Raw genomic sequence first — 21,535 nt, 5'->3', positions numbered from 1 at the left:
AGCTCAGGTCAAGCGTCTCCTTCAGCCGACGGTAGAAAGTGTGCTTAGGGACGCGGCTGGACAGCTGAAAACAAGTGATTTGCTTTTCGGTATATTCTTTTCTGCCTTGCATACCTTAAGATACAGAAAAGGCCACTTAAATCCCTAAGTAGAGTTGTGCAACAGCCACGCTCCTTCACTTGAGACAGCTCTTTCCACTGCTGATTCAAACGACGAATTACCTCCGCTCTTGTAGAACTGACTAGTGTCGCCTTCTGGACCCGTAATCATGAACATGGTCGCGATTTTTCGATCAATGGCTTTATCAGTCATTATTCTGATTTTATTATTGTGACCAAGCGGGATAAGGTCATTCTAGTCGAAACCAAAGGCGACCACTTCGATAAAACTGTTACGGTAAAAAAACGCTCGGGTAACCTATGGGAAAACAAAGCAGGCAATGACTACCGGTACTACATGTTTTTTGAAACGAAAGATGTTGTAGGTGCCAATACCTTAGCCTATATGGTCAATAAAAACTATTAGTTGTAGGGCGAAGATAACGAAGTAAATCATCGTTGATGGAGGGAATGTGCTACAAGGGGCCGATGAGCATAGCGGGGAGGTAGGCCATGTATAAAAGAAAACAGCCTGATAAATAAAGCAAGTTAAAAGTCGTTTCTACAGATTTACAGGCAAAATTGGGTTTAACGAATTCGTAACCAGCAGTAATATGCCCAAAATCGAGATTTACAGGCGACCGAGGTTGATAATTTAGTGAGTTGTGAGTCAGTTCGTGGATATTTCTATCAAACACGTCACAATAGTCGAGAAGAAATTAGCGGCCAATAGGCTGAATATCAAAACTCTGCAAGCCCCATGGCTGTCGCCAATACCTAAAACCTACTTCTATCTTGCTTTAACAAAGGCACTGTTTTCTACATCGACATTAGATACAACATCGTGTTAAACAATTACTGGAAGGACCTAACCAAATGATGATTGTAAATGGAAGGGAATACGATCCATCAATTAGACAAGCAAACCTACCGAGGCCAACAACCATCAGTGATTGCTGATGCTCTATCTTAATCTAAAAGCAAGATGGAAGTAGGTTTTAGCACGATTTGATGTTTAATGTTCGTTACTTAACCTAGATTATCGAGAAAACTACCCGGCGTATAGTATGATTCTCTACCGCTACCAATAAACTGATAAACGCCGTAAGAATGGCTCTGTAAGAGATTAGGCCTACAAATTGATAGCCCAGGATCAATTATTGGCAGAGAACATCTATATAACATGGCCTTTAAGAAGGAGGATGTGTTTCTTGGAAAAGGGTATGCAATTCAGAAGTATTTTGACTGTTTATCTGTGAAAACCGACGTTTGTAATGCTTTAATGGACGTTGACGAATCGGAAAACGAAAGGGGGCGAAGGCTCCGGCTGTATCTTACTGAAACCTTGCCATACCGCCTAATAAGCGGTATTTTTATAGTGTTCCAATTGCGCGGCACCGACGTGTTACATCGGGCGAATCCATGATGTATTTAGTTGCGACCTGCCCGATAAGGCAGGGTATTGACAACCGGCTGAATCGCGACCTGATTGCCCAGGCGCGGGAGCAGGGATTTGTGTTCTCTGACCCTTTTGCAGATGCTGATATGTGGCGGGGACTAGAAACCGCCGACATTGAAAACCCGGCTCACCAATGTGACCCAGACGAAGCGGATTGGCTGTTCGGTAGAGCCATCGAAGCCACCTTGTTTTTCCTGTATCAACAAACCCGTCGAGTTAGCGGCCAGTGCTCCCAGCTATGAAAGGCAACTATTCTATTTGCCAACCGAGACAGGTGATGAAACCATGTGTCCAGGCAATTTATAATCAAATTGGTCAGGTTGCTTTCTCCCGAATGAAGGCAACAATGTTGAAGCCAGATAACCGCAAGAATGCGTTGCAATGGAAAATGAAAGGCACCCGGTTTACATCGATTCGGGTGGAAGGCCAACAGAACGGATATGCATATCAGGTTAGCTTTTTCATTATCAACCACCAGCAGTTTACCGAAATAGTCATAGAGCAGATAGAAGCACAGGAACTGATTTCTACGATTGAGCGGATAACGGGTTTAGTACTTCATACGTACCTACCGACCTCGCGCATGATGTTGATGAGAACTTCACCCTTAAAAAGTAACGCTCAAGCCTATGGAAGCAGCACAAGCAAATTTATGGAATCGACTAACGGCAGACCCTACTTACGTGGCCTTTCATATGGCCCGAATAGCCCCAGTTTTTGCCATTACCCCGGCTGACCTGATATGCTTGGTTGCAGGAAATGAAAAGCTGATTCGTTTGGCCGCTTGTCGGGTTGATGCGTAGATCGGACAAGCATGGATTGGGCAGGTTAGTCAGCATACGGGTATAGACAGTGAAACAATCGACCTATATCTGGTCCCCATGATTCAAGGCTATTTTGATACAGTAACCATGAATGATTACTAAAACCATTTAACGCCCGACTCCTGACCGGTCGTCCGTTTCGGAGTCGGGCAACTAAGCAATGGTCAACACACAAAACTCTCAGGGGTCAGCCTACTCCGCTCCTACCCCATCCGGCAGAACGCTAGAAGAATTCAGGAATCGGATTTCAGCCATGACCAAAGACAACCAACTGACCGTAGCAGGCAAAGATCTGGTTAAGGGGTACGATTGGAAATTTGCCGGTGAAGAGTACCGCCTGGCTTGGCGCTATTTGTTCAACCGTGCCGGGCAACTTGGTTTGACTTATTGCAAACATTTTAAGCGGTTCTACAAACCACTGCCAACAAAACCAGCCGTTGGTGACCGAGTGCGGTTAACTAGTACTGGAGCTACCGGCATCGTGACCGGTTATAGTCGGTTCAATGTTATGGTCAGTATCGACCAGGAGCAACGCGAAGCAGAAGTTAGTGTCGAGTATCTCGAAAAAATTTAGGCATCAAAAAACGCCTGAGCCAGGAAGCCTCTGCTCTGACTCAGGCGTTTTAACTTTCTGCGAGCTGCACACGCGTTTCACGGGTCTTACCACTCTTTGCGAGCAGCGGAGCCGTATGACCTAATTCTACATCCCGGATAGCCACTGAAGCATGGCCCTCCGTTCACGATGTACGCTAACACGAAAGCACGCACACCATTTACCACTGAAGATACACATCTTTTACACATAGCTTAAAGACGAAAGGGGGGCGAAGGGTCAGGTATAAACTTCTGTATGTCAGCTATATATGTTGTATGTGGGCCAACAGTGTCGTATCTTTATAGTGTTCCCATTGCGCGGCACCGACGTGTTACTTCGGGCGACTATAATGCAAAATGCAAAGGCTTCCGCACAGCGGGGCAGTATGGATTTATACGCCCGCGTTACTGATCTCATCGTTTCTGAACTTGAAAAAGGCTTTATCCCCTGGCGTAAACGGTGGGGTATCCTGCAAGATGGCCGGGTAGAAGTTGCCCAAAATTACGTCACCAAACGCCCATATACAGGCATAAACAGCGTACTGCTAGGGTGCGCAACCTATGAACGCCCGTACTTTCTGACGTTTAAGCAAGCCGCTGAATTGGGTGGTACAATCCGTAAAGGTGCGCGGGGTAATCTGGTTGTTTTCTGGAGCGTTCTGGAAAAGGAAAAGGACGTAACGAACACCAAGGGCGAGACAAAAACCAAAAAGGTTGGCGTTCCGCTTCTCAAGCATTATTTCGTTTTCAATGTGGCCGACGTAGAGGGAGTAACCATTGATTTACCGGAGTTGAAAACGCCTGATGCCCTTGACGAAGTGTATAGCTACAATGCCTGTGATGCCGTATATGCAGGTTATTCAAATGCACCCGAAGTCGTGCATATCGATCCCGCCCGTGCCTATTACAGCCCGTTGCTCGATGTCGTCAATATGCCCCGTCCTACAGCTTTCGATTGCCTGGAAGCTTATTACTGCGTTTTGTTTCATGAACTGATTCACTCGACTGGCCACCGAGACCGCCTAAATCGGGAGGAGTTAGTTCATTCAGATGGGTTTGGTGGGGATCGTTACGCGAAAGAGGAACTGACGGCTGAAATTGGAGCCTGTTATTTAGCCAGCAGCTGCGGCCTTGACCTGGCAGAGCACCGGCTTTTGACTAATGCAGCCGCGTACCTGCAAGTTGAAACAGAATATGCATCTACGGGATGTGCCTGTGGTGGTCTGGTCGGGATCACTGGCCGACCAACAGGTGAACCAGTGTTATCAGGCGGGAGCCTGTTAGGTGGTCATCAAGTCGGCGAATCAAGCGGATCTGGAACGCGTCATTCAACCGTTGTGTGCGTATTAGTTCAGTGCCGTTCAACTCCCGTTCTATGCCCAACAGGCCGATTGTTAAGCCCGGGATGGATATCGTCAGCCAAAAGTGAACAAATGGGGCCGGGCTGCCGGGTGATAACCTGGCAACTCGGCCATTTCGTAGTAGTTGGGCCGTCGCTGATTAACCCGCTGGTAGCTGCTGATTCGGTTCGATCCAGTCGTGACAAATAGCCTCAACCATCATTTTGGTGGCCGGCAGATCCAGGGGCTTTGTGAGGAATGAATGAGCCCCCGCTTCATAGCATTCGTTGATCTCAAAGGCAGACGCCTCACTACTGATCATCACCACGGGAATTTTTGTATAGGCTGGCTGACTTTTCAAGGCCAGCAAGGTTTGATAGCCATCCAGGTCCGGCATGTGCCGATCCAGCAAAATTAAGCCTGGTTTGGTCTGTCCCCGAGCTAATGCCGCTAAGAGAGCCCACCCCCCGGCAAAAAAGCGGACGGGGGCAGTGGGGCAGTGTTGACCAAAGAGCTGCTGGAGGATGAAGCGGTAATCCGCCTGATCATCTACCACGAAAATTAGAGGGGTAGAGGCCATGGAAGTATGGGTTAATTTCCCATTAAACCGGGAAAAGACTCTTTGTTCAAAAGAAGGGCTCTGAAAGTGACTAAAGGGTTCTTGACAGGACATAAGTTGGGATCAGACCGCTGGCTGATCGCTGGCGGTCGCGCATGCTTGGTAGCGCCTACCCAATCAGGCGTCTTCAAAAAACCGATTGAACGAGCCAATCTATGACCATGCTGTCGTCTTAAGTAGGAGCCTTTTATGAAATTCGGGTAGTACTGCCCAAATGGACTGGACAGCCATGGCAGTCGTTTAACCAACTCTTCTTTACCGAGAGAGCGAGGGTATACAAGAGGAAGGAGGTTAGGGGGAACTCACCCACAGGGCCTACGGTGGCTCACGAGGGACACGCCCTATTTAGACGTATCCTCATCCTCCATAACGCGAATAGCCACTCAGCCCCTATGCTTTCCCCTTCCCCTTTTGCAATCGGGCAAATATAGCTGCCCGGTAAGTGTTCTTAGGCACTTGCGCATTTTGCAGCCAAATGACTAAATCCTTTAGAGAAACGCGCCTTGCCATCGACAAGTCTTCTAACCCTCTCATAAGATTCGATAAGCCCCAGGGGTGAAAATCAACAAAGGGAAGTAGCCTCCTAATTGTTCGATTTTCACCCCTTTCGTTAAAAAGGTGTGTGTGCCACGGCTAGTTTACACTCGTTAAACGGGGATGGTCAGGGAGTGTAAAATAAGGAATCTTTTACCTATATTCAGTGGTCTAAAGGGAATGGTTTTTATGGCAGAAATGAATCAGAGATGAATACGAATCAAAACACCCATCCTGCTGCTGATGTGTTGACCGCGGTAGAATCGCTGTCGGACTTGTCAAGAGGCCTTTCTAGTGAGCATATACAACTACTAAAGGAATCTGGCGAGGCGATTAGAAAGCAGCAAGCTAATTTAGCCCGTTTGCAGTCGCTTCGGGACCGGCTCGATCAATGACAAGTTGAGCTTGAACGACTGAAGAGCGAAGCAGAAGAAACCTGAATGATCATGGAGCCTGACCCAAACAAAGAACTGATTGAGCACCTAGCCAATGAGTGGGCATTGATCGAATTGCCCGGTCCTCGTCCCCTGTACGTGGATTGTATGCGGGTTGTTGGTGGCCTACTAGCGGTCACCCAAAGTAGAGAGCGGACCGAGTATCTATTTATGGGGATTCTCCAACAAGCGATTCAATTAGGAAAAACTTACTTCTGGGTTGAGCGGGAAGTAAGGTTTGAACTATTGGCTTGTGAAATGAACCGTTCGGAATTGGCGCGACTCCACCTCAGGCATAGTGAGCCCATAAGCGATCTGTCTTTAGATACGTACAATGAGCGGGTAAATAGATTTCCGTCCGGCCCCCAACCAGAGGAGTATGACTAAGTATCGGGTGGAGGTTTGGGACTGGACAAGAAAAAACTGGATACCTATTAAAGAGTTTATCCAAGACGCTACAAGGGGGCATACCATGAGTTTAGCTCCTTATGAAGGGCTTGACTTGAGGCAGGCACAGGCAAGAGTTGGGGAGCTGGCCAGGACGTATCCCCATCTACGGTTTCGAGTCAATGTTGCACCCGCTTAACTGGTAGGCCAGAGGCAGATTATGGCAAAAGTATTAAAAGCATGACTCAGCATGAGGCCAGGCCAATTATCAAGTCACTGTCTTAGGCGAGAGCGGATGACGAATGTTCCCCGATAGAAATTGCCTATGGTCGTTATGCCCACGTACTTACGAAATTAATCAGCTCGACCAGTAATTTCCAAACCACTGCCGGCCTATTGGCCGCCGTTAGTAACCAGGCCCAGGAGCTCAATATAATTTCTGTAGGAGGGATTTTTGAGACAGTGATTTTCAATAACTGTCCATCGCCATCAGTCGCATACGCCCTGTCAATTACTATAAATAACCGCTTATTTCGATTAAAAAAGAGGCTATGAGAAAGCTCATTATTCCAGTCTATATGACGATGGACGGTATCGTTCAAGCGCCCGGCGACCCGCAGGAAGATCCAACTAACCAATTCAAGTGGGGCGGCTGGATGTTTCACTATTCGGACCCGGTGTTGGATAAAAAATTGGCCGCTTTAGCGGCCGAGCCTTATGATTTGCTCTTGGGCAGGCGTACCTATGAACTATTTGCCGCTTACTGGCCCTACCAGCACCAGAATCCAATGGCCGATCTGTTTAATAAAATTGAAAAATACGTGGTGGCGACCACCGCCATAGATATTTCCTGGGAAAACTCGACGCTCATCAGCCATGATGTAGTCGAGCAAATAAAGAAATTGAAAACACAGGAAAAACCCAACTTACTGGTATGGGGCAGTCGCAAACTCATCCAAACACTCTTCAAACATCACCTGGTGGATGTGTTACAGATCTGGACTTTTCCGCTGACCTTGGGCCATGGCAAGAAACTATTTGAAGAAGGCACGCAACCCCAAAACTGGAAGTTGATTGACAGTGTGGTCTCCACAACGGGAGTGCTTGTGGCGACTTATGTACCGAATGGTGAGGTGGAGCAAGGCTCGTTTTCTGGGGAGATGGTGAGTGAGAAAGAGCAGATTCGGCGTCAGAAACTGCTAAGCGAAGACAGATGATGTGGCCGGAATGGCTGGGCCAGGCAGAAAAGAATGGCCTTGGCGGTGTGTTGGTTGTCAAAACCGCCGAGGGTTGCTCCTGGTCATTGACGGCTAAACGGACCTGTTGGCTGCCGACTAGGTATATCGTAAAACTTCATTGCAGAAGTACATTTGTAGAAGCCCCTTCGTCTCAAAAGGGAGCGTTTAATGAGAAATTTTGCTAAACACTTACAATAGTAAGACTAACTTCCTCAGCTATAACCGTCCAATGAGTACAGAAGCATTCTACAAAAGATAGCCCAACCGAACCTGGCAACGTTGTTGTTGAGCAATCGATTGGAAACGGTGGACGATTAGGCCCCGAAAAACTACAGCGATTCGATTTCCTCTACCAGAAACCCTACACGTATTACCCATAGCGGAGGAAATACGTGTAGGGTTGAGGTTGACAGATTACGGGTTAGTCACTTTTCCAGATTTATTCCAGAATTGTCGGTTTGTTTTGTACTCAAATCCGTTGCCGCATGAAACTATTGCTTATCGAAGACGAACCTGCACTCAGCCAGACCGTCAGTCAGTTCATGCAAAGTCAGGGGCATATTTGTGAAACGGCAACTACCTACCAGCAGGCCGACGAAAAAATAGGCGTGTATGCCTACGACTGTGTGTTGATTGACCTGATGTTGCCGGGGGGAAACGGACTCGCCATTTTGAAGCGCCTTAAACAGGACCACCCGCAAACTGGGGCGATCATCATCTCAGCCAAAGACTCGCTGGACGATAAACTGGCGGGGCTGGATCTGGGAGCCGATGATTACCTGCCCAAGCCGTTTCATCTGGCCGAGCTTAATTCCCGAATCAAATCGATTCTACGCCGTATGAAATTTGAGGGATCGGCGTGTTTGGACGTGGGTCGAATTCGGATCGATACCGAGGCCCGAACCGTGTTTGTCGATGGGTTGCCTATCAGTCTGAATCGGAAGGAATATGACTTACTCCTCCTGTTTGTTACCAACAAAAATCGAGTGATCAAAAAATCGGCACTCGCCGAGCACGTATGGGGGGATCAGGCCGATCAGGTTGACTCCTACGATTTCATCTATTCACAACTAAAGAATCTACGTAAACGATTCAGTCAGGCAGGCTATGAACTGGATATCCAAACCGTGTATGGGATTGGCTACAAATTCTCGCCCGACTGCTGAGTAAATGCCTGCACGCTTATGCGACTTCTTACCCGTAGTACGCTCATCAGCGCCCTGGTTTTTTTTATAGCGCTGATTGGGAGTGGTTTTTACGTCTTCGATCAGGTTAGTCAGGAAGTAAAAGACGAGATCGACGAAGAACTCCAAAATCGAAAGCTGGAAATTCTGGCCAGCATTGCCGCGCAACCAAAAACACCGGTCAGCCAGCCGGGCATTGCCACGGATTTTCAACTGGACACGATCAGTGCCGCTACGTACTCGGCGTTACGGGAACACACGGAGGACAGACCCCTGTATGAATTAGTCGAGGAAGAATACGAGCCGCACCGGCAGTTAATCACCAAATTCAGGCACAAGGGTACGTATTATCGATTACGGATTCACATGTCGCTCCTGGACTTGGAGGATATGGGCGAAGTCATTGCGCTGAGTACCGGCGCGGTCATTGCCAGCCTGCTCGTGCTAAGTTTCATGCTCAACTTGATGCTTCAGCGACGGCTCTGGCGCCCCTTCTACGCCACCTTGTCCCAACTGCGGACCTTTACAATTGATCAGGCTACTACATTGTCCTTACCGGCCAGTTCCGTGCAGGAATTTACGGAGCTTAACCAGACGATTACCTGGTTGACGACACTCAACCAGCGGGCCTATCAGCACCAGAAACAATTCGTCGAGAATGCCTCGCACGAAATCCAGACGCCCCTGGCTATCGCGTTGCACCAGACCGAAGAGCTCATCCAGAGCCCGGCCCTGACAACCGCTGACGCGCAGGCACTGGCCCTACTCAATCAGCAACTGGAACGCTTATCGGCCCTCAACCGAGCGTTGCTGCTGTTGAGCAAAATCGATAATCAGCAATTTGGCGAGATGCAGTCCGTTAACCTGGGCGCATTGATCCGTCAGACCGTGGAGGAGTACGAATTTATGGCTGAGCATAAAGGCTTACACGTTCAGCTACTGACGCTGGACGATATCGATGTATCGGCGAATGATCACCTGATAGCGGTACTCATCCACAACCTGATCCGGAATGCCCTGACGCACACGCCGGCGGGTGGCACCATTATCATTCAAGTAGCCGATCGGTCGTTACAGATTGAGAATACGGCTACCCGCCGGGTTGAGCAGCCCGAGACGCTTTTCGATCGATTTGTCAAGCAGAGCAATACGGCCCAGTCCCTTGGACTGGGCCTGGCTATCGTCAAATCGATCTGCGACAGGTATGGGTTCACGGCCAGCATTACGCAGCCCGAAAACCGATTTCGTATGGCGATTCAGTTCTAAGATTCCAGATTCGTTCCAGAAACGCCCCGGAGCTTTGCCCTAACCAAACGGCAAGCGAGATGAACAAGACGTTATTTTTCTGGATGATCCTGGTGATCAGCTATTCAACCGGTCAGGCTCAATCAACACCGACCCCCGTTCCAGCTAGGGGTGATACCACACCACACCTGGTCAAACCCGCCAAGATTTCGCACGCCGAACCGCTGTATCTGGATTTGGTCCGCGATCTGGGTGCCCGTCAAGGGGAGCGGGAGTGGAACGTCGGTACGCAGCTTAGCCAGCGTGGGGGTAGCACGGCCTGGCATCCGTTCGTCGAGTATGAATTCGCGCCGGTTAATCGGCTGGGTATGGAGGTTGAATTACCATTTCAGCTGACCGTTCCAGCTCCTAATCAGGAAACACCCACGGCCGCTACCTTCCGCTTACATAGTGTGAAGACCTCGGTGCAGTGGACCTACGCGGTCATTGTTCCCTGGCAAACGTCGCTGGCTGTCGGATATACCAATGAACTGACTGTCAATGCGGGCGGGATGCAGGCGGGCAAACCCGTATTCACCGCCGAGGAAGGTCATCCGTTTCTCGTCGCGGCTAAAAAATGGGGGCCACGCTGGCACACGCTGTTCTATACCGCACTGGGCGGGCAACTCCCTCATCAGGGTGCGCTCCGCTCCAGTGGGTATGAGCTAAATTTAGCGCTTCACTACGTCATACCCCGTCATAAGGCGTTTTTGGGCGTCGAACTGTATCAGTATCAAAACGGGCCGCATTGTGATCGTCTGATTCGGCCACAGGTTCGGATCGCCCTAAAAAACAATCTGCTGGTGGGCCTGGTGGGCAACTTACCCCTGAGGGGCTCCGAAGGTCCCAGTTCATTTATCCGGCTTATTTACGAACCCCGTCGACGCTGACTCTGATGTCTATGATAAAACCCGTACTCGTTCCTTGTTAATCACCTTAAACAACTAATCTCATGAAAAAGCAGCTCGTTTTTTTAGGCTGGCTACTGGTTAGCCCATTTGTTCTGTCAGCTCAGGAAATCCCGGCAACGGCTGTTCCAGCCTCCGTTAAACAGGCGCTAAAAGCCAAATTCCCCAGCGCCACCGACATCGACTGGAAGAAAGTGGGTGGTCAGTACAAGGCCTCGTTCGATCTGGGCAAAGTTGACCATGACGCCGTATTTACCGCATCGGGTCAGCTAAGCTCCCACGACTACGACATGGCTTATGCGGATGTACCCGCAGCCGTAAAAGCGGCCGTGAGCAAGCAATTCCCGGCGTATCGTCCGGACGGCGCCGACAAGCAGGAGGCAAACGGCCGGATTACTTACAAGATTGAATTAGACGGAACCCCGGACTTGACGGTGATTCTATCCGCTGACGGTAAAGTACTGCGCAAAATGACGGATACGGATTAGGTATTCTGCTATTCACCCAGACGGTCCGTTTAGCCAATTGACCGGTGGCATCAGCCAACGGAAGGCTGATGCCACCTATTGACGAAATTAGCGTGCTCGGTTGGGCAGTCAGTTGCTTGATCAAGAGTTCTTCGTAACGCGTTAGAATGAGCAGAGCAGGACACATTGCTTTGCGGTATACTAAACCCATAATCGACACAACCTCAGACCATGCTTCCTTATTCAGAAATCGGCCTCCGCTTGGCCCTGGCGGCGCTGTTGGGTGGCGCTGTCGGGCTGGATCGTCAGCGGTTGAACTGGGCCGCCGGCCTACGAACGCAATTGCGGGTCTGCTCGGGAGCTGCTTTGTTTATGATGGTATCGGCCTTTGGCTTCGTTGACATCTTGACGCAGGATCATGTGGCCTTAGACCCATCCCGGATTGCCGCTCAGGTTGTTAGTGGCGTTGGTTTTTTTGGGCAGATACCATCCTTATCCGTCGCCATACCATTCATGGCATCACCACGGCAGCTGGTTTATGGCTGGTAGCCGCCGTGGGGTTAGCGGTGGGGGCGGGCATGTATGTAGCTGCCCTGTTCAACACGGGACTGATTGTCCTTATTTTGGCTGGAATAAAACCCATTGAGCAGCGTCTTTTTTCCAGCCGGGCAAGGAATGATCTGTCAATAACCGTCCAGGATTATGCCTTAACCTTACCGGCAATCGAGTCGATTGTAGGTCAACAGAATATCGAGCCTTTCTTGAGATTTTGTCCGTTAGGATGTTTATCAATTAAAGAACGTATGCAGGTGAACAAACTAACTAGTTATTGCTCATTTAAGGGCCTTCAAATTGACATACAAGTTGGGGCAGGCTCTGAATAACTAGTCAGAGCCTGCTCCAAGGGTGCTACTGACTGTGCTCGACCAAGGCCGAAATGTAGTCCTGCAACGTGATGGCCCCACGGATGGGTGCATCAGGTAGCTCATACCTCTGATCCAACGTGATGGCTGTCATGGCCGCCATCGACTCAGCGGCTGGCCCAGAAAAACCGGTCTGTTGTAAAGTGCTAACCCAGGCCTCACGCGGCGTTTCAATCGCTTTAACCGCTTTGCCCAGCGCATCGGCAAAGGCAGCGGCCACATCGGCCGACGAGTAGCGTTCTGGCCCTTCAACATAGTGTAAGCCGGTTGAAAAAACCGGCTCCTGTAAGAGACGAGCCCCTACTGCCCCCAAATCCTGCGGGGCAGCCATGGGCAACTTAAAATTAGCTGGATACAGCGTGTGGACTTGACCGGCTTGCCGGGCTGTTGCCAGGGCCATATCCCAGTTGCTCATGTAGTAGGCCGCTCGGACAATGCTGGTAGGAATGCCGGTTTGAACTAAACCCTGTTCTAACTCATAGAGCACCCCCAAATCGCCCACCTGGTTGCCAGGCTGCGCCCCATAGGTTGATTCGACCACGATCTTTTCGATGCCGGAATCCGGTAACGCCGCTAGAATCGATTGGACACTTTTGCGTTCTTCCTGGGCCGTGTTAGTCGTAATGGGAGCAGGCGGATTGAGCACGAACAGACGTTTGCCCCGCTGGAAAACCGTCCGTAACTGGTTGGCCTCATGCACGTCCGCTATAGCGACGGTTGCGCCTTTCTGCTGCCACTCTTCCTTTTTCAGGGCATCGTGGGTAATAACAGTGACTTCCTCACCTTGGTCCAATAAGGATTGAGCTACCGCCGATCCAACATGGCCCGTAGCCCCCAGAATGATGTACATAACGTTCTTGAGTTTAACAATTGAGAATGACCAACAGCGACTACTACTGGCTGTCTCGTCAAAAGTAGAGTGGCCCTGCGACAAGGGTGTGTCAGGGGTAGCTAACTTTATTCGCCCAATGTCTCAAAATACTGCTTCAAGGTGAGTGGGTGCGGAGTAAAGGTCTCCGTCAGTACCTCAAGCTGCTCGATGCGGTCAAGCCTAAAAATGCGATAGGCATTACGCAGCCCACACCAGCCCACCAGCAACCAGTTCTCCTGAGTGCTCATCAGCAAAGCGAAGGGTTCCACCGTTCGACAAGTTAATTCGTTCGAAGCGGCCCGGTAGTCGATGCGTACCCGCTGAAAGTTGGTCAGGGCACCCTGTAGAGTTGATAGATGACGGCTTTGGGGTTGGGCGTTGGCATACACCTTCAGGCGAGAAGCCAGAAAATTAGCCTTCTCTTGGGTAGGGCTGCGCAGAACGGCTTTGAGCTTGGTCATCGCCTGGCTGTAAGCCTGCACCAAAGAAGTATCCTGATTGTTCAGCAACAGGTGCTCGACTGTAATCAGCGCATTCGCTTCGGCTTGAGTAAATGCGACAGGGGGCAGTCGGTAGCCATCGACTACCCCATAGCCTTTTCCTTCTTGGGTCAGGATAGGCACACCGGCGCTTTCCAGGGTTTTGATGTCGCGGTAGATGGTGCGGACGCTCACTGAAAATCGGCTAGCCAGTTCAGTGGCTGTAATAAGTTGTTTAGTTTGTAGGATGGTTTGGATAGCCACTAAGCGGGAAAGTCGTTTTGTTTGGGCATCAACCATATTTACTGATCAGTTCAGGAGAGGCTACAATTACGAAACGAAAACTATCGTTTATTGCTGGACTAAATTAATATATAATGTATGCTCGTAGCCTGATACGAGCTTTAAACGAGAATTTTAGTATTATGATGGTTTAATGACTGTCCAATTCAATCAGTCGCATACGACCTGTTGTATAACTGATTTTATGTAAAGAGAAATTTTTAATGTTTGCAACATATCACAAAAGGTAAAAATTCTTAAGAAAGCACAATTTATCTCAGTTCAATAATCCATATGGCTAAAAGCTGATATGCATATACTAATACGTATATCAGCTTGTTTTGCATAAAATCTAATGCTTTGCGAAAGGCAAAATAAGTTGGAGATGTCTGGTTTTGACTACGTTGATCAATGTACCAGTTTTGGAATCTCACCATAATATTCAGTATACCTAGTGAAATACTGAACATCATAAGGTTATAAAAATCTTTTTCAGACATCAAAAATGTCAAAGAAAAGAGTCCACTATGTAAGATTATAAATAGCATGAATATAATTCCATAGGCCAACATAATTTTCAAATTTATAGTAACTGATTGTGTAAGGAGATAGAAGAGAAATACATCGGTTGTTCCAAAAAAGATAGAATATATTGTATTGAATAACATGTTATATAAGTGGCATTATGATTAGTACTACACAATGTAATACAAAAATAGAATCTGTCATACACCCTGTATGACAGATTAGTAGCTTACTGGTAAACCACAAAAAAGCTTAATAAATGAGCAAATTATGAGACACATATTTTAACATCTTTCCAACGCCATCAGTCGCATACGGTTTCCTATTAACTAAATTGTACTTTCTGGGTATTGTGTAAATAACCTTATTTTTTACCTATCAACACAAGATCTCCTTTCACATCCAAGTTGGTCCTAAGGCTGTACAGGGTTTCGTAATTCTTGCTACTATCTTTCAAAAAGATCAATCTAGACGGGTTAAACTCTTCGTCTTCTAAACTCCTGTAATCATATAGATAACATCCACAAGCTTCATCTTTGTACACCTTGGAGATAAAATTGTTTTTTAAAAAAATAACCGTCCTAACAAACTTGATCCTTTCATCAGCTGTAAAACCATCCGCTAAACTAGCTGTATCTAGATCGAAACTGCCGATAGGCCCCATTTTACGGCTATTTATGTAGAAATTCCCCTGTGAATCAAAGAAGTAGTTAATCATCTGATCTTTAATAGGAGGTACCTTGTCCATTAAATAATTCATTGTCCTTAATTTCTTCTCTATCGTTTTGGCCGGCATCTTAAATTTAATTCGATCTCTGATGCTAGGTTCAGAGGTATACCGTTTCATTGTCACAATTACTACAGCCATTAATAAGGTTAAATAAGTACCTAAATTCTTCATTTCTAATAGGAATCAGTCAGTATTCGATAAGTTGTACTCTTTCAACATCTGTTGTACAACTCTTTTTACGGTATGTGAAAAAAGTTAGAAATCGTTAATCTCTTTGATTAGTTATCAATAACTGTTTAGTTATATTTTCCTTACTTAAACTTTGACTTTAGGTTTGGTACTGACATTATTGTTTGTTTTAAACTACTGAATTGATCCGTAGATAAGACACGCTTAGGTAAAATGTTCGCACTTCCTTCTGTTACTCGTAAGAGAACAAAATCACCTACCTCCCTTACTTCAAACAGTTTATTGTAAGTCATGCGAGAGGAGAAACTTTCTCCAGTGAATTGATAACTTGTTTCATCAAAAACATAAGTTGTCCGCTCAGTAATTTGTGCATTCGTCTTCATAAGTTTACTAGCCTGAAATTTGCTGGAAATCTCAGCAATAAATATTATATACAACCCAAATAGCATAAAGAAAATGGCGTAAAAGGAGGGTGTGACACCATAAGCTATATCACTATATAGGATAAATGAATAAAGTATGACCCAAGTAATGCCTATAATTCTGAATGCTTTTATAATAAAACGACTTCTAGAAATCGCTACTAATCCCTTGTAGAGTTCTGATTCTGTGAGCTTAAATGTAATTTCAAACATATATTAGCCTGGTTTTACTGTTGTATAAGTGATGTGGCTACGGTCCCGCACCGGCGGACCGGCCGCAGCGGTTGCAAAAGTCAACAGGATTAGGAAAGCCCCTGCCAAGTAAGCAGGTTTTGCTTGGTAAACAGAGTAAAATCAGCCATTCATCCAACGCAGTCACACCCGTTTCCAACTTTTGCAACAGCCACTGATGTTATGTTTAACTAGACGAAAAGTTAAACAAAACGTGTGTTCTGTTGTACACCTAATATAGGCGCTTTCTAGTGAATTTATCCTTTGTGAAATAGGCTCATTAGTCTCGTGTACGAGCGTTTAGGGAGATTTAATCTATGAAACCGATCGTCTCTTAATTTGGCTTTATAAATGATTACATAACAAAAAAACAGACCAACAAGGTTAGTCTGCTTTCCGCTTCTATCCACACCATGAGGGAATCGATGAATTCCCCCTGATAGGGCAAAGATAGCGACTAAATATTGTAAAGACAGGCTTATCAGACCCTTAGATGCATGACCAGGATCCGCCCTCCCAAATTTTGAGTTAGTCAGGTCCTTTCGTGAACCAGCCCCTCATTTAAACCAGCGTTTGCTGAGACGCTGGTTTTAGGCGGTCAACTGCATCCAATCGCTACGTGCCTTAAATGACCAACACAATACCCTCTTCTAACGCCCGTTCATAATTCGCTTTATTAAACTCGTACAGATTGGGGGAACGATGAGGTCCGATATACCGCTGTTCATCTAACTTATTGAGGAGACCTAAAGCGAATAGCTTCTTGGGGAAATTACGCCTGTCTAACGTTTGGCCCAGCAAGCTTTCGTAGAGAAAATGAATTTCGGGCAGGGTGAACTTGGGGGGCAACAAATTAGCCCCAATGGGTTGATGGTAGAGGTGAAGCCGAACGGTCTCCAACGCTTTAGTCACTACATCATTATGATCAAACAGCAGTTCAGGAACCTGATCAATATCCCACCAACGGTATTCTTCAAAGAACAGATTTGTCCGCACTGAAACCTGCTGATAATCAACGAGCGCATAATAGCCTATTGACATCTGACGGCCCAAAAGCCAGTTATCTTTCTTGATTGAAATGCCCAGCTCATCAAATGGGATGGTTCGCTGTAGATCCTGAATTGTTCGGTTACGCACCCGATACGGGCTATCGCCAAAGGTGTAAAACTGTTGCAGGAATAAATTTTCTATACCCGTCGTCTCTTCGGCGATCCGGTTGGCGGCTTCAGCTATGGGTTCTTCGTGACGAATGGGGCCACCGGGCAACCCCCATTTCTCATGGCCCTTGTAGCGGATCAACAAAATTTTCACTTGTTGCTCATGGTAGCCTAGAATGGCACAATCCAGTGACAAATGAGCCATGTATTGTTGATGTCCATTCAGTATATAGTCAATCGCTGCCTCAATATCAGTCATAAAACAAAAATAAAGGGGATTTGTAAAATTCGTTTTGTCTACCTTCCCCAAATGGTCATTTCCTTTTAAAAAAAAACCTGCCTCTTCGCCAGTATCCCTGCTTGGCTAATCCGTGTTCTTTTCGACACTGACGATGCCACCCAGGCCTGCTTTTTGATTTTGTTCTGCTTCCAGCACCACTGCCACCTGATAGGGTTTATTGATTCCATTGAATACGACCCTGATATCGCTGCTGGTTGTCATTTTTTTGCTCGCCACTAATTGATTGTCTACCCATACATCGGCCTTTCCCGTGACGTTCTTGAGAGTCAATGTGTAACTGGTTTTAGAGGAAGCATCGGTCAGCGTAAAACTAGTTTTAAACAGGCTGAAACGACCATCCGTAAACGAGACGAGCTGTCCCGCTTTCGTGGAAAACCATGAGTTCATATCGTTCTCCGCAATGTCCTGCAGTGGGTTTGGCCGGACATTCGTAAAGGCACTCATTCGCCAGTCGGTGAGTTGATGAATGGACCGGATAACCGGTACTGACGGTACGGGCACCACCTTATTAACCGGAATACGTATCGTATAAGGCTGGAGCCCCACCGAACTGGCCACGATGTCGATAGGGGTCGAATCACCGGTGGATTGAACAATAATCTGCGCCAAACCATTAAATAGGCTTCGTTTATCGCCTTTTTCGGGTTCGTGCGAATTCGGGTCGCCGTTTCCCAATCCGATCAGCTGCCCACCCCCCCGGATTGAAAACGTGACCAGATTCGAAGCCGTGGGTACGTCTCGCCCTTGTTTATCCACTGCTTTTACGGTAATGGGCATGGCATCCTGTCCGTCACCCTTCAGATTGAGCCGATCCGGCACTAACTGTAGTTTGAGTGGCTCATCCGTAGTTTCTACCTGCGTGCGCAGGATCTCTTTTCCCTTCGAGTACCCTACGGCCTCCAATCGTCCCGGAGCAAACGGTACAGACCACGTGTTCATCTCATAGGTATCGACGCGTTGTCCAGATACAAGTTTACCATTTAGTACCAGTTTCAGACTATCGACATTACTCATCACCATCACCTTAATCGGTCTACCGATACTATCCGCTGGCCAGTTCCAGTGCGGCACCAGGTTGAGCACCGGTTTATTCTGTACCCATTGAGCCTGGTGAATATAGAAAGCGGTTTTCGGAAACCCACACAGATCCATGGCGCCAAAGAAAGAACTGACGGACGGCCAATTGTAGGGGGTTGGCTCACCCCGGTAATCAAATCCCGTCCAGACGAAGGCACCGGCCAGGTAAGGACGCTCGGCAATGGCTTTCCAGGCGTTTCGGTGGGTGGCTCCCCACAGCGCCCGCTCGGTATCATAAGCATTCAGAATATTTTTGCCTTTATCCGTGACGTATTCTCCACGTACCTGATAGGCCGACGCGTCTTCGGAACTGGTCAGCTTCATGTGAGGGTTTTCTTTATGGAAGCGATCATAGGCATTCATCTGATAGTTGAAGCCAACCACATCCACCGCTTGGGAGACATTTACCGGGGTAAAAAGACCACCGTTCATCGCGGCCGTAACGGGCCGGGTCGAATCCAGCTCCTTGACTTTCGCGCTCATTCGGCGGACCATCTCGTAGCCTTGCTCGGTGCCCTGCATCGGCTCTTCATTAAAAACCGACCATAGTATGATACTGGGGTGATTCCGATCACGCCGAACCATCCATTGCAGTTGCCGTACGTGTTCCGGGCTGATGTTAAAACTTCGATTTTCATCCATGACCAGCATACCCATCCGGTCGCAGGCATCCAGAAACTCCGCCGAAGGTGGATGGTGCGCACACCGGTAGGCATTTACGCCCATTTCTTTCAATTTTCGGAGCCGGAACTCCCATAAAGCGTCGGGGACAGCCACGCCCACTCCAGCGTGATCCTGGTGGTTACAGACGCCCTGTAGCTTGAGGTGAGTCTCGTTGAGATAGAATCCCGAGTCGGCCTCGAAACGAATGGTTCGAAAGCCACAGGTTGTCGTTAACGAATCAACCAGATTCTTGCCCTGGCGCACGGTTGTTTTAACTCGGTACAGGTGGGGGCTGTCAATCGACCAGATTTTGGGTTTCTGAATGGAAATCGACAACCGGGCAATACTTTGATCCAGGGTAGCCACGCCAAGTTGGGTTTGTGCCGTAGCGACTGTCTTGCCCCTAGCATCCACCAGATCGACGCTCACGCCGACCTGCGCTGGCCCCGACCCCGTGTTGTCCAGGGTCACTTCTACGGGCAGCCTCCACCCGGTAGCTACCTTGACCGGATGAGCGTATACGCCATCGGTCATTACGTGTACTGGTGACCGCTTGACCAGCCAGGTATGTCGGTAGATTCCAGCCCCTTCGTACCACCAGCCTTCCTGAGCATCGGCATCGACCCGTACCACCAGGGTGTTCACTTCATCACCAAACTTGGCCAGCGCGGTGATATCCAGATAGGATGACGTATAGCCATTCCAGTTCCGGTGGATCAATATGCCATTTAACCAGATAGTGGCGTGGGTGGCAATCCCATCAAATTGCAACTCAAGGTACCTTCCTCGATCTGCGGAGTCTACCTTAAACTGACGACGATACCAGCCGATGCCTCGTTTTCGGTAGGATTGGGCTACATTTTCAGTCGGATCAAACGGACTGTCAACGGCCCAGTCATGAGGGAGCGTAACCGCTTGCCAATCTTTATCGCTGAAGTTGGGCGCAGCCGCTCCCAAAGCCCCGGCGGCCTTAGCATTCTGGTAACTCTGCATATGGCCCTTAACCACTGGAAATGGGATGTCTCCTTTGAAAAACCGCCACCCTTTATCCAGGGAAAGCCTTTCTCTGAGCAAGTGATCAGGGGGTGGGGTTTGCCCATCAGCAATCAGGCCGATGCAACCAACTAAAAATGCGATAAATAGGCTTCGATTCATTTAATCAGAAACGTTACGTTAGAGTGAATGGCGGGTGATCAATTGACAGGGGTTCTCCACATGCCGCCGTTGGTTGCTCCGAACCAAGTCGGCCGCCATTCGGCCCATCCGGGCATAGTCTGTCGATAGTGCCGTAATGCCATCCAGTAAAATCTCGTTTAGGGGCAACTCATTGTAAGCGATAATTCCGACCTGTTGACCTGCTTGATACGGGGTGGCTTTTGTCTTCTTCACCACCGTCACCAAGTCCTCCTCCCGTAAACAGATATAGGCATTCCCGGGTTGAATCTCAATGTTAAGCACCTCATGGACCAGCTTTGGCCTGAAACCATATTCGGAACAGAAAGCGAAAAATCCGGTCAGTATGTCCTTCGGATAATCCGTTTCGGGCGGAAAGAGCATGGTCAACGACGCGTATTTCCGCAGCAGCGGCAAGGCTTCTGTCAAGGACTGGATCAAATCTTTTTTAACATTCTGAATGACCGACGAAAATTCACCGGTGATCCCCTCCATCCCCTGATCCAGCAGGATCAATCTGTCTTTGGGTATTTGATTTAATAGACAAGCTGCTTTTTCGGGTTGGTTACCAACAGGCGGAATGATCACGTAATGCCGGTAGCCGCCCAGGTGACTGAGCAACAGGTCCTCGAAGGTGCGGTATTTATTCGTGTAGGTATAGAAATCAACCTGGATCGGATTGTCAGCCGCATCCAGACCTAACTGGTCAATAAAGGCGTCATACAGCACCTTTTTGGACGCGCTGAACTGGTTGAAGAGCAGGAAAACTTTCTGATTCTCTTTAACGGCCGATGAGTTGATATAATAGCCTTTGCCATGCACCCCTCCAATAATTTCCCGTTGCCGAAGATGATCATAGGCCCGCTCAACGGTTCGTTTGCTGACGTCAAGGCGGACACAAAGCTCATACAAGGATGGCAACTTTTCACCCGCTCGGATAACATTGTGTTGAATCCCACTAACGATCGCATTGACGATCTGTAAATGCTTAGGAGTCGGAGAGATAGGGTTGATCGCAAGGGTGGTCAGCACAGTATTGCGTTTTTTTTACGCATTAAAGGTAATGCAAAAAAGTAATTTGTAAAAAATACGCATTACATTTTTTTGTGAGTTTTATACAAAAAAGGACGCAAAAGCCCGCT

General features: G+C 48.0%; 18 protein-coding genes and 1 pseudogene. 11 read left to right on the top strand and 8 right to left on the bottom strand.

Annotation, left to right across the window (positions count from 1 at the left end):
* Positions 1-330: 330 nt before the first annotated feature.
* The 5 genes from ACYVK4_RS27030 (at position 331) to ACYVK4_RS27010 (ending at position 4,525) form a co-directional block, all read left to right on the top strand.
* Complete coding sequence (locus ACYVK4_RS27030; protein WP_461130694.1) at positions 331-525, top strand: hypothetical protein; 195 nt, start codon at positions 331-333, stop codon at positions 523-525.
* Between the two features lie 995 nt (positions 526-1,520).
* A complete protein-coding gene (locus ACYVK4_RS27025; protein WP_461130693.1) occupies positions 1,521-1,799 on the top strand; it encodes a hypothetical protein in 279 nt (92 codons plus the stop codon).
* Positions 1,796-2,293: a hypothetical protein gene (locus ACYVK4_RS27020; RefSeq protein ID WP_461130692.1), complete on the top strand. Its 498-nt coding sequence runs from the start codon at positions 1,796-1,798 to the stop codon at positions 2,291-2,293. The genes ACYVK4_RS27025 and ACYVK4_RS27020 overlap by 4 nt, the downstream gene beginning before the upstream one ends.
* 248 nt (positions 2,294-2,541) lie before the next feature.
* Complete coding sequence (locus tag ACYVK4_RS27015) at positions 2,542-2,955, top strand: Smr/MutS family protein (RefSeq protein WP_461130691.1); 414 nt, start codon at positions 2,542-2,544, stop codon at positions 2,953-2,955.
* A gap of 370 nt (positions 2,956-3,325) precedes the next feature.
* On the top strand, positions 3,326-4,525 hold the full coding sequence (locus tag ACYVK4_RS27010) for an ArdC family protein (RefSeq protein WP_461130690.1): 1,200 nt from the start codon (positions 3,326-3,328) through the stop codon (positions 4,523-4,525).
* Here the strand turns inward: ACYVK4_RS27010 and ACYVK4_RS27005 are convergent.
* On the bottom strand, positions 4,476-4,895 hold the full coding sequence (locus tag ACYVK4_RS27005; RefSeq protein WP_461130689.1) for a response regulator: 420 nt from the start codon (positions 4,893-4,895) through the stop codon (positions 4,476-4,478). The two genes, ACYVK4_RS27010 and ACYVK4_RS27005, sit on opposite strands and share 50 nt — an antisense overlap.
* A 1,945-nt stretch (positions 4,896-6,840) precedes the next feature.
* On the opposite strand from ACYVK4_RS27005, the gene ACYVK4_RS27000 reads away from it, so the two are divergent.
* From ACYVK4_RS27000 to ACYVK4_RS26975, 6 genes and pseudogenes are all read left to right on the top strand, one after another.
* The gene (locus tag ACYVK4_RS27000; RefSeq protein WP_461130688.1) at positions 6,841-7,506 is read left to right on the top strand and encodes a dihydrofolate reductase family protein; all 666 of its coding nucleotides are present in this window, start codon (positions 6,841-6,843) and stop codon (positions 7,504-7,506) included.
* A gap of 506 nt (positions 7,507-8,012) precedes the next feature.
* Positions 8,013-8,693 (top strand): response regulator transcription factor, encoded by a 681-nt coding sequence (locus tag ACYVK4_RS26995; RefSeq protein ID WP_461130687.1) that lies wholly within the window; start codon positions 8,013-8,015, stop codon positions 8,691-8,693.
* 18 nt (positions 8,694-8,711) lie between these two features.
* Positions 8,712-9,977 carry a sensor histidine kinase gene (locus tag ACYVK4_RS26990; RefSeq protein WP_461130686.1) on the top strand — a complete coding sequence of 422 codons (1,266 nt, stop codon included), beginning with the start codon at positions 8,712-8,714 and terminating at the stop codon, positions 9,975-9,977.
* A 59-nt stretch (positions 9,978-10,036) separates the two neighbouring features.
* On the top strand, positions 10,037-10,885 hold the full coding sequence (locus ACYVK4_RS26985; RefSeq protein ID WP_461130685.1) for an HAEPLYID family protein: 849 nt from the start codon (positions 10,037-10,039) through the stop codon (positions 10,883-10,885).
* A 62-nt stretch (positions 10,886-10,947) separates the two neighbouring features.
* Positions 10,948-11,391, top strand: a complete 444-nt coding sequence (locus ACYVK4_RS26980; RefSeq protein ID WP_461130684.1) for a PepSY-like domain-containing protein — start codon at positions 10,948-10,950, stop codon at positions 11,389-11,391.
* A gap of 210 nt (positions 11,392-11,601) precedes the next feature.
* Positions 11,602-12,254 (top strand): annotated as a pseudogene (locus tag ACYVK4_RS26975) (MgtC/SapB family protein).
* Positions 12,255-12,279: 25 nt separating this feature from the next.
* Here ACYVK4_RS26975 and ACYVK4_RS26970 read toward each other — a convergent pair.
* From ACYVK4_RS26970 to ACYVK4_RS26940, 7 genes are all read right to left on the bottom strand, one after another.
* Complete coding sequence (locus ACYVK4_RS26970) at positions 12,280-13,143, bottom strand: NmrA family NAD(P)-binding protein (RefSeq protein ID WP_461130683.1); 864 nt, start codon at positions 13,141-13,143, stop codon at positions 12,280-12,282.
* 107 nt (positions 13,144-13,250) lie between these two features.
* On the bottom strand, positions 13,251-13,943 hold the full coding sequence (locus tag ACYVK4_RS26965; protein ID WP_461130682.1) for a helix-turn-helix transcriptional regulator: 693 nt from the start codon (positions 13,941-13,943) through the stop codon (positions 13,251-13,253).
* Between the two features lie 871 nt (positions 13,944-14,814).
* The gene (locus tag ACYVK4_RS26960; protein ID WP_461130681.1) at positions 14,815-15,351 is read right to left on the bottom strand and encodes a hypothetical protein; all 537 of its coding nucleotides are present in this window, start codon (positions 15,349-15,351) and stop codon (positions 14,815-14,817) included.
* A 140-nt stretch (positions 15,352-15,491) separates the two neighbouring features.
* Positions 15,492-16,004 carry a YcxB family protein gene (locus tag ACYVK4_RS26955; RefSeq protein WP_461130680.1) on the bottom strand — a complete coding sequence of 171 codons (513 nt, stop codon included), beginning with the start codon at positions 16,002-16,004 and terminating at the stop codon, positions 15,492-15,494.
* A 642-nt stretch (positions 16,005-16,646) separates the two neighbouring features.
* Positions 16,647-17,438, bottom strand: a complete 792-nt coding sequence (locus ACYVK4_RS26950) for an NUDIX hydrolase (RefSeq protein WP_461130679.1) — start codon at positions 17,436-17,438, stop codon at positions 16,647-16,649.
* Positions 17,439-17,543: 105 nt separating this feature from the next.
* Positions 17,544-20,375, bottom strand: a complete 2,832-nt coding sequence (galA, locus tag ACYVK4_RS26945) for a beta-galactosidase GalA (protein ID WP_461130678.1) — start codon at positions 20,373-20,375, stop codon at positions 17,544-17,546.
* An 18-nt stretch (positions 20,376-20,393) separates the two neighbouring features.
* Positions 20,394-21,425 carry a GntR family transcriptional regulator gene (locus ACYVK4_RS26940; protein WP_461130677.1) on the bottom strand — a complete coding sequence of 344 codons (1,032 nt, stop codon included), beginning with the start codon at positions 21,423-21,425 and terminating at the stop codon, positions 20,394-20,396.
* Positions 21,426-21,535 lie beyond the last annotated feature (110 nt).

The sequence above is a fragment of the Spirosoma aerophilum genome (assembly GCF_054782495.1).
The sequence above is the reverse complement of the archived record's forward strand: the minus strand, read 5'-3'. Positions and strand labels throughout refer to the sequence as shown.

Excerpts from the sequence above, each read along its gene's own strand:
- ACYVK4_RS27020 (WP_461130692.1), top strand. The coding sequence starts at position 1,796 with ATGAAAGGCAACTATTCTATTTGCCAACCGAGACAGGTGATGAAACCA.
- ACYVK4_RS26980 (WP_461130684.1), top strand. The coding sequence starts at position 10,948 with ATGAAAAAGCAGCTCGTTTTTTTAGGCTGGCTACTGGTTAGCCCATTT.
- ACYVK4_RS27010 (WP_461130690.1), top strand. The coding sequence starts at position 3,326 with ATGCAAAATGCAAAGGCTTCCGCACAGCGGGGCAGTATGGATTTATAC.
- ACYVK4_RS26995 (WP_461130687.1), top strand. The coding sequence starts at position 8,013 with ATGAAACTATTGCTTATCGAAGACGAACCTGCACTCAGCCAGACCGTC.
- ACYVK4_RS26985 (WP_461130685.1), top strand. The coding sequence starts at position 10,037 with ATGAACAAGACGTTATTTTTCTGGATGATCCTGGTGATCAGCTATTCA.
- ACYVK4_RS26965 (WP_461130682.1), bottom strand. The coding sequence starts at position 13,943 with ATGGTTGATGCCCAAACAAAACGACTTTCCCGCTTAGTGGCTATCCAA.
- ACYVK4_RS27005 (WP_461130689.1), bottom strand. The coding sequence starts at position 4,895 with ATGGCCTCTACCCCTCTAATTTTCGTGGTAGATGATCAGGCGGATTAC.
- ACYVK4_RS26950 (WP_461130679.1), bottom strand. The coding sequence starts at position 17,438 with ATGACTGATATTGAGGCAGCGATTGACTATATACTGAATGGACATCAA.
- ACYVK4_RS27025 (WP_461130693.1), top strand. The coding sequence starts at position 1,521 with ATGATGTATTTAGTTGCGACCTGCCCGATAAGGCAGGGTATTGACAAC.
- ACYVK4_RS26990 (WP_461130686.1), top strand. The coding sequence starts at position 8,712 with ATGCGACTTCTTACCCGTAGTACGCTCATCAGCGCCCTGGTTTTTTTT.
- ACYVK4_RS26955 (WP_461130680.1), bottom strand. The coding sequence starts at position 16,004 with ATGTTTGAAATTACATTTAAGCTCACAGAATCAGAACTCTACAAGGGA.
- ACYVK4_RS26970 (WP_461130683.1), bottom strand. The coding sequence starts at position 13,143 with ATGTACATCATTCTGGGGGCTACGGGCCATGTTGGATCGGCGGTAGCT.
- ACYVK4_RS27000 (WP_461130688.1), top strand. The coding sequence starts at position 6,841 with ATGAGAAAGCTCATTATTCCAGTCTATATGACGATGGACGGTATCGTT.
- galA (WP_461130678.1), bottom strand. The coding sequence starts at position 20,375 with ATGAATCGAAGCCTATTTATCGCATTTTTAGTTGGTTGCATCGGCCTG.
- ACYVK4_RS26960 (WP_461130681.1), bottom strand. The coding sequence starts at position 15,351 with ATGAAGAATTTAGGTACTTATTTAACCTTATTAATGGCTGTAGTAATT.
- ACYVK4_RS27015 (WP_461130691.1), top strand. The coding sequence starts at position 2,542 with ATGGTCAACACACAAAACTCTCAGGGGTCAGCCTACTCCGCTCCTACC.